Annotated in this window: 3 protein-coding genes; 2 read left to right on the forward strand and 1 reads right to left on the reverse strand. The window is 32.6% G+C overall.

All coding sequences use genetic code 11. The annotated features are described in order from the left end of the window. Nucleotides 1-58 precede the first annotated feature (58 nt). Nucleotides 59-295: a hypothetical protein gene (locus tag F6K40_RS36695; protein ID WP_293144067.1), complete on the reverse strand. Its 237-nt coding sequence runs from the start codon at nucleotides 293-295 to the stop codon at nucleotides 59-61. Between the two features lie 641 nt (nucleotides 296-936). On the opposite strand from F6K40_RS36695, the gene F6K40_RS36700 reads away from it, so the two are divergent. Both F6K40_RS36700 and F6K40_RS36705 read left to right on the forward strand, forming a co-directional pair. Then, nucleotides 937-2,562 (forward strand): sensor histidine kinase, encoded by a 1,626-nt coding sequence (locus tag F6K40_RS36700; RefSeq protein WP_293144061.1) that lies wholly within the window; start codon nucleotides 937-939, stop codon nucleotides 2,560-2,562. 1,898 nt (nucleotides 2,563-4,460) lie between these two features. Then, nucleotides 4,461-7,526 (forward strand): UPF0182 family protein, encoded by a 3,066-nt coding sequence (locus F6K40_RS36705; protein ID WP_293144064.1) that lies wholly within the window; start codon nucleotides 4,461-4,463, stop codon nucleotides 7,524-7,526. The last annotated feature ends 858 nt before the right edge of the window (nucleotides 7,527-8,384 follow it).

Here is an 8,384-nt window from a genome sequence, read left to right on the forward strand (position 1 = left end):
CTCGATCCATATCAATCAGAAAAGGTGCGTAAATGTCGTGATTTTTGTCGTAGTTTGCTCAGAGCAAAATCTGAATTACCTTTATTTCAGTTAATTTCTTTTCTAGCTTTGGCATTAAATTTGACAACTGCTCATCTAGTCCATTTAATCCTCTCACAACATCTATACGAACGTAATCTGCCTCCAAATCTTGGAAGTCATAAAGCAGCATCATTGATGCTGTGGTACACAAGACCACTATAAGACTAGCGATCGCCGTAGTAATAACTATTAATGTTTTTTGACGAAGTTTCATCGGGTTGCTCTTGTTAGAGTACAAAAACCGTGGATTAGGAATTTGCTTTTTTCTGATAGCTATCACCCTAGTTCTGCTAGGTGGAAGTCATGCATTCAAAATTCAAAATTCATGCATTATTTAGTTAGTAAGTCTTAAGGCAAGCATGTAACTGGTCAGTTATTTCTGCCATCCTGCACTAGGCATAATTGTCTATGGAAATTTTCCTTGCATCAAATAGTTTCCTAATTACTGAATAATTAATAATTAAATAATTCAGTTTTAAAGTCTCCCTTTGAAAGGGGAAAAAGCGGTCTTTAACGCTTGCAATAGCATTCCGTAAGGAAAGTTTCCCATCGGGTAGGATGCTTAATAAACCTAGGCATATCCAATCACAAGCGCGAGAAATAAATTTTTTCCCTACCGCGTCAATCCTCTCACTAAAAGAGAGAGGTAATTATTAATTATCCATTATCAATTATCCATTATCAATTATCCATTAATGAAAGCCTAGCAATTTCAAACAACAGAAAGTATGAACATCTCTAGATAATTATCAGGGTTTTCTCAGGATCTATAGCTAAGTTAATGACAATTGTAGTTCAAATATTTTGTATCAATAATAAAGTCAAATGAAGTTTCTAGTGAAATGGTCCAATAACATGAAATTAGGACAATGGAAATTAGATACATCTTCTTTACAAACACGTCTCACAGTAGGTATTGCATTATTTTCAGTATTAGGATTAGGCAGTGTAGCTTTGTGGACAAGTTGGAAGATGCAGCAATTATTGGTAGTTAGTCATAAGCATAACATTGAGCAGATAGCTGAACGTTTTCCCAAAGATGTTGAAATGTATGGAAAAATGTGGTATGCCAATAATGCCTTACAAAAGGCCATTGATAACTTAACAAGGGCCAATATATTTATTTGGGTCAAGAGTCAGGATGGAGACATTTTGGCTGAATCAGCAAATTTGCGGAATGATACCGACCACTTTATTTTAAAATCTCTAGCTGATATGCCACTCGAATCTTTAATATATCCGATTAATGGACGGGATTTTGTTTTATGTGGTGGTCCGTTAATAGTTAATGGCGTGACTATCGGTAAACTTTATGTTGGTTTAGATGTTACCCGCGATCAAAATATGTTGGTGATAATGGTGATGAGTTTGAGTGTTGCTAGTATCTTGGCAATAATTATTATGACAGTTGGTATAACTATTTATATACAACGTTCCCTCATCCCTCTACGCCAAATTGGTCAATTTGCTGATAATGTTAATGCTGAACGTCTAGATCAAGCAACAGTTTCTTTGAAAGCTGCCCCTAGTGAAGTGAAAGAGTTGGCAAAAACTTTGGATATGATGTTGCGTAGGTTGTCTGATTCTTGGGAACATCAAAGGCAGTTTGTGAGTAATGTTTCCCATGAATTAAGAACTCCTTTAACTATTGTTTCTGGGTATCTCCAATGTATTCTTAGAAGAGACGATAATTTAACAGAGACTCAGAAAGAAGCAATGTTATTAGCTTCTGGGGAAGCACAACGTACGATTGAGTTGTTAAAAGATTTATTGGAGTTAGCTAGAGCTGATAATGGTCAAATACATTTTCATTTAGAACCACTGATGCTGAATGATTTTGTGGCAGAAATAGTAGAAATGGCAAAGCAATGTAGCGGACGAGAAATTATTTTGAAGTTGGGGAATGGAAATAATATTGTTAATTTAGAAGCAATATTTAGTGAGAGTCAAAATCTAGTTTTAGAAGAAAAAAATGATTTGTTTTTTAGCAATATTGATAAGTCTAATCAGACATCTTCTGAGATGAATTTAGATGATAATAATCTTGGTAGTGGCTTAAGTTTAAAATTAAAAAATATTCCTCAAGTAAAGCAAAACTATATTTCTAAATCTGGAAGTTTATCGTTAATTGAAGTTACAGTAGATCGTAATCGTTTGAAACAGGTATTATTAAATTTAATTGATAATGCTGTTAAATATTCTGAGAAAGATTCTGCTGTGGTATTAAATTTATATCGACAAAATGATGAAGCAATAATTCAGGTTTGCGATCGAGGTCAAGGTATTCCTTTGTCGCAGCAAGGTAAGATTTTTGAACGTTTTTACCGAGGAGATGAAGCCAGAAATCGTGCTGGTAATGGAGCTGGTTTGGGTTTGTCTATTGTGAAAACTTTAGTAGAAGGAATGGCAGGAAATATTCAGGTTTATTCAAAGTTAGGAGAAGGTAGTGTATTTACTGTTAAGTTACCAGTGAAAAATTGAAATTTATACCCTTAAATCAGAGGTTATAACAGAGAATTTTTCCTTGAAAGATTCTTAATTAGGTAGCAATTCAATAATTAATAATTACCTCTTCTGTAATAGAAGGATTGGTTAAAAGGATTTTTTTGATTTTTTTCCCCTTGAAAGGAGAGGCTTTAAACTTTATTTTCTCGGTAAAAAAAACTTAATTCCACCCTTGTTGTACCATTTATCAAAAACTTTTCTAAACTTTCTTGAACAGAGGAGTAGGGAAGTAGGGAAGTAGGGGAGTGGAGAAGTAGTAAAAATATGAATAATCAACACACTTATGGTGTGCTAATTACTTAATAATTTAAGTGCCACCTAAGTTACTATTAAGTAGGTCGGTGTTGAAAATTATCCTTATAAAAAGGCAGGAGGCAGAGCAGCTTTAGTTATCTAGAGCAGCATAAGGCTGAAGGGAAGAGAGTTTTAGGTGAATTTACTTTTCATTATATACTTCTGTTTTTTTTGCACCGTTCTACTTAACGCATGGTAATTGGTATCAGATACCTATATTACTCTATATGTGATAATTGAAGAATTCTTGATAGATAGTGAAGAAATATTTCGTGCTATTTTTTAATATTAATATATCTGTACTGGAAAAATTTTTCTGCATTAACAAAGCATTTCATAGATATTTTAGGTCATACCAATATTGACTTATCAAATTTTAATTTTTTTGATATTATTAAGCCTACAGTTGATCGAGCAAAAGAAAAACTTAGAAATTAGGTTATTCTTTATGTTGGTGATATAATTATGTAAGCATTCAGCTATTAGCAGTCAGCTCTCAGCAATAAAAATAAACAATGTAGCTCGATAGACTAGACTATTAAGGTTAGCTGATAGACTTTTATCCATACTTTTAATTCTTTAAAACCTCTCAACTGCTTTTTCCTAAAAAAAAAGTAATGAAGCTAATAGCTAATAGCTGACCGCTGAATGCTTACATAATTACTAATTAATATAATTTTCTCTTGAATATTAATACATACTGAAGCTTAGGAAATAACAACTTAAACTTGCAGGTAAATTGCGTAGAAAAAATTAGAAGTAATCATATTTTGGTAGAAACTATTTTTAGCAGTACCTTTGATATTTTTAATAGCGAAAATGCCTTCAAAGTTAGTAGAGTTAATACCATTTATAAAAAATTTGTCTACATTTTATTGAGTTGGGTAGTAAGTATGGATATTGTATGCAACGTTCATACGAGAAGTAAACAGAAGAATAATTAGCAAGTTAATGTTAATTATTAGCAAAAAATTTTCAAATGCGCGTGTTAATTACTTAATAACTGAAGTATTATATCAGTTTGATAAATCTTTGCTACAAATCTCTTTTACCAAAAAAAGAGGTCTAAAGCTTCCCCTTGGATAGGGGATAAAAAAGCGGTCGTTTGCGGAGCAGTCCGTAGGATGGGATGGATAGGTGACCTAACCATATCCAATCGACCAAGAGAAAAGAGAATATTCCTTATTTCAAGCCTCTGGGTTTCCTAGGTCATGCTGCGCAAACAGCCAGAGGTACTGATAACTGATAACTGATAACTGATAACTGATAACTGAAATGATCTGTTCCTTATTCCTTCTTCTTATTACTCTAGTTGTAAGGAGAGATTTTTTCTAACTAATTAAAGGAGGTTTTATATAACGAAGATAAAATTTAAAATCATAAAATCCAATTTTTGAATGGGAATTTTGAGGATATGAGAAAAAAATATATAGCGTTTCTCAAGTTAGTGAGGTAGAGTTTTTTTTCTGATTTTTATTCCCTACCTCCGAGCTAAAACTAACAAATGCGCGTACCTCACACTTTTTAGAAATTGCTATGGCAAAAACTTCAAAAAATCAACTAATCTATAATCAAAATAAATGAAAATAAATATTATTTATAAATTTAAAGTTAGGTTGATAAAGGCATTAGGAAAACTCAAATCAATACATATATTAATAATATTTGGTAGTTTATTTGCTCTGTGGGTAATATTTGACTTTTTCACTAATATATTAGCTGAATTTTTATGGTTTCAAGAACTAAATTATTTATCTGTATTAATAACTAAATTGCAAACAGAAACTTTAATTTGGATAATTAGTTTTTTAGTTACAGCAGGCTTTTTTTTAGGAAATTTGAGATTAGCAAGTATTTTTAAATATCCAAAAAAGCAAGTTCGGATAGCTCAAGCATCTGAAGAAATAATGCTTATTCCTCCAGTTACTATGCCGTCAAGTAAATTGAGTATTGAACCGTCACTAGGGCTAGGCTGGTTGTTATGTTTTATATTAGGATTAATTCTCTTAGTAGGATTAATTTTAACTCATTATATTGAGGTATTTACTAATTACTGGCATCCTGATTTCACAGTTGCTAAGGTATCACCACAAATTCCTTTAGAATTTAACATAGAATCAATTTGGAAAATACTTAGTCAAATACCTTCTAGCTGGTGGTTATTAGGATTATTTATTTTGTTATTTCTTGTTGTAATTATTAATCCTATATTCTGGCTAAGTGTATTTGCAATATTGCTCAGTTTAATTTTTAGCTTTATTCTTTCCAGCCATTGGGGAAACATATTACAACTATTGAATGCTACTCCTTTTAATAAAACTGAAGATTTATTTCTGATAGATATCAGCTTTTATATTTTTAAACTTCCCGTTTTGCAACTATTAGAATTTTGGTTAATCGGATTATTTTTATATGGACTAGCTGCCTGCACAGTTATATATTTATTGTCAGGAAAAAGTTTAAGTAGAGGCAATTTTTATCAATTTTCTCAACAACAACAACGGCATATCCATGCTTTAAGTGGAGGTTTTTTATTAACCATCGCATTTAGTTACTTTCTCGCTTGTTTTGAATTACTTTATTCTCGCCGTGGTGTAATTTATGGTGCTGGTTATACTGATGTCAAAGTTCAATTTCCTGCCTATCTATTTTTAGCTATTTTGGCGCTGTTAATTGCATTTTTTCTATTTTGGCAAGCAATTTTTTCAGTCAAAAATATTCAGCCTTATATTGAAGCAAGTCTGTCGTTTCTGGGTTTAAGTCGTAAGAGGAAAAGAAATAAAAAATTTAGTGCAAAACTATTTGCTAATAGCTATTCATTAAGAGCAATTTTGACATGGTATTTAACAACAGCTGTAGTCGCTGGTTGGTTAATACCAAAAATTGTACAAATGGCAATCGTACAACCTAATGAGATAGAACGAGAAATTCCCTATATTAAACGTAGTATTAAATTTACAAAAGCAGCTTATGTTGATGTAGATAAATTAGAAGTAAAACTTTTTGAGCCAGACAATAAACTTACCTATACTGACTTAATCAATAATCAATTAATTATAGATAATATTCGCCTTTGGGATACAAGACCAATTTTACAAACCAATCGGCAATTACAACAAATTCGACCATACTATGAATTTATAAATGCTGATATTGACCGTTATACATTTCTGAAAAATTTTTCAGAAAGAACAAAAGATAACCCTACTAAAAAACAACAAGTAATTATAGCTGCTAGAGAACTAAACTATGAATCTGTACCTGAACCAGCACAAACTTGGGTAAATGAACATTTAGTCTATACTCATGGTTATGGTTTTACTCTTTCTCCAGTTAATCAAGTTGGAGAAGGTGGATTACCAGAATATTTTGTTAAAAATATAGGACCAGATCCGACTCTAGAAAAGAATAGCACTTTGGAAGTATTAGACAGAATTAGATACAGCATTCCTATCGGTAAACCGAGAATTTATTATGGAGAACTTACTAATACTAATGTCATTACTTCTACCGCAGAAAAAGATAGAGAATTAGATTATCCTAGTGGAGAAGCAAACTCCTATAATACTTATGATGGAACTGGAGGGATTGTTATTGGTAAAGGATGGCAAAGATGGATATTTGCTAAATATTTGAAGAACTGGAGAATGTTATTAACTAATAAATTTACACCCGAAACAAAACTCTTATATCGTCGCAACATTAATGCTAGAGTCCGAGCGGTCGCTCCATTTTTACGTTATGATAATGACCCTTATTTAGTAGTAGCTAATCCTAACTTTGATAACCACAATATTACTCAAACAAGTCCTAATTATCTCTACTGGATTATTGATGCTTATACTACAAGCGATCGCTACCCTTATTCTGACCCTGAAAATAATGAATTTAATTATATTCGTAATTCAGTAAAAGTTGTAATTGATGCTTACAATGGCTCGGTAAAATTCTATGTTGCTGACGCAAAAGACCCTATTATTATAACTTGGAAAAAAGTATTTCCAGATATGTTTAATTCTCTAGAAGAAATGCCAAGGAGTCTTCGTACTCATATCCGCTATCCACTAGATTTATTTCAAGTACAATCTGAAGTATTGTCAACTTATCACATGGATGATCCAAGGGTATTTTATAATCGGGAAGATTTGTGGCGGGTGCCCATTGAGACTTATGGTAATCAACAACAAACAATAGAACCTTATTATCTGATTACAAAATTACCAGCAGAAACTTCAGAAGAATTTATTTTACTTTTACCTTATACTCCAGCAAGTCGTAATAATTTAATTGCTTGGTTGGCAGCTAGATCGGATGGGGAAAATTATGGGAAGTTACTGTTATATCAATTCCCTAAACAACGATTAATATATGGTCCGGAACAAGTTGAAGCTTTGATTAATCAAAACCCAGAAATATCACAGCAGATTTCTCTTTGGAATCGTGAAGGTTCAAAAGCAATTCAAGGAAATTTATTGGTAATTCCTATTAATAAATCTCTGCTTTATGTTGAACCTATTTATTTAGAAGCAGAGCAAAATAGTTTGCCAACTTTAACAAGAGTAATTGTTTCTTATGAAAATCGAGTTGTTATGAAACCTACTCTTGATGAAGCACTTCGAGAGGTTTTTCAAGAAAATAGGGAGTAGGGGAGAAGTCAGGGCAAGACACGGATTTGGCCACGGATACACGGATGGATGTAGGGATGATTAATCTGCACTTTGTCGAGTTCAGTAGTCAGGCAGAAGGCGGGAGGAAAAAAAGGCTAGTGCCGCTACGCGGAATTCAAAATTCAAAATTCAAAATTCATGCATTATTAGTTAGTAAGGCTTTTAGGATTTTGTAACTGGTCAGTTATTTCTGCCATCCTGCACTAGAGGGAGAAAGTTTTTTTATGGCTGGATTATCCAAACATGATATCTGAAAAAAGGTAAGGTGGTTGACAAAAAAACTTGACATGGTACTATAAGCATAATGGGAAAGGTGCGCTCAGATATACTCAAAGCAAGACACGGATTTGGCCACGGATACACGGATGAATGTAGGGATGATTAATCTGCACTTTGTGGAATTCAGTAGTAAGGCAGAAGGCGGGAGGAAAAAAAGGCTAGAGGAAGAAAGTTTTTTTTATCAAAATAATTGGGTCTAAAACCACGCCTCGATCAGCGAAACGTTTTTGGAGCCTTGCTCAAATCCCCGTTACAAAAACAACTTCTGACTTCTGACTTCTGACTTCGTTAAGGCTGGATTATGCAAACATAATAACTAATAACTGAAAAAAGGTAGTTTACAAAAAAAACTTGACATGGTACTATAAGCATAATGGGAAAGGTGTGCTCAGATATACTCAAATCAATTCGGCCCAAAAAAACACATTTCCCTAACTCAACACCTAGGAAAAATTTGGGAAACAAAAGGTAGATTCAACAATTAATAATTAATAATTAACAATTAATAATTAAGAGCTGATTTTGTTCAAAAGAATTTTTTTCTTCTCTTTGTTGATT

The sequence above is a fragment of the Okeania sp. SIO3I5 genome (genome assembly GCF_010672085.1).
GTDB lineage: Bacteria > Cyanobacteriota > Cyanobacteriia > Cyanobacteriales > Microcoleaceae > Trichodesmium.

What these genes read in the sequence shown, in the direction of transcription:
- F6K40_RS36695 (WP_293144067.1), bottom strand. Translation starts at nt 295, where the DNA reads ATGAAACTTCGTCAAAAAACATTAATAGTTATTACTACGGCGATCGCT.
- F6K40_RS36700 (WP_293144061.1), top strand. Translation starts at nt 937, where the DNA reads ATGAAATTAGGACAATGGAAATTAGATACATCTTCTTTACAAACACGT.
- F6K40_RS36705 (WP_293144064.1), top strand. Translation starts at nt 4,461, where the DNA reads ATGAAAATAAATATTATTTATAAATTTAAAGTTAGGTTGATAAAGGCA.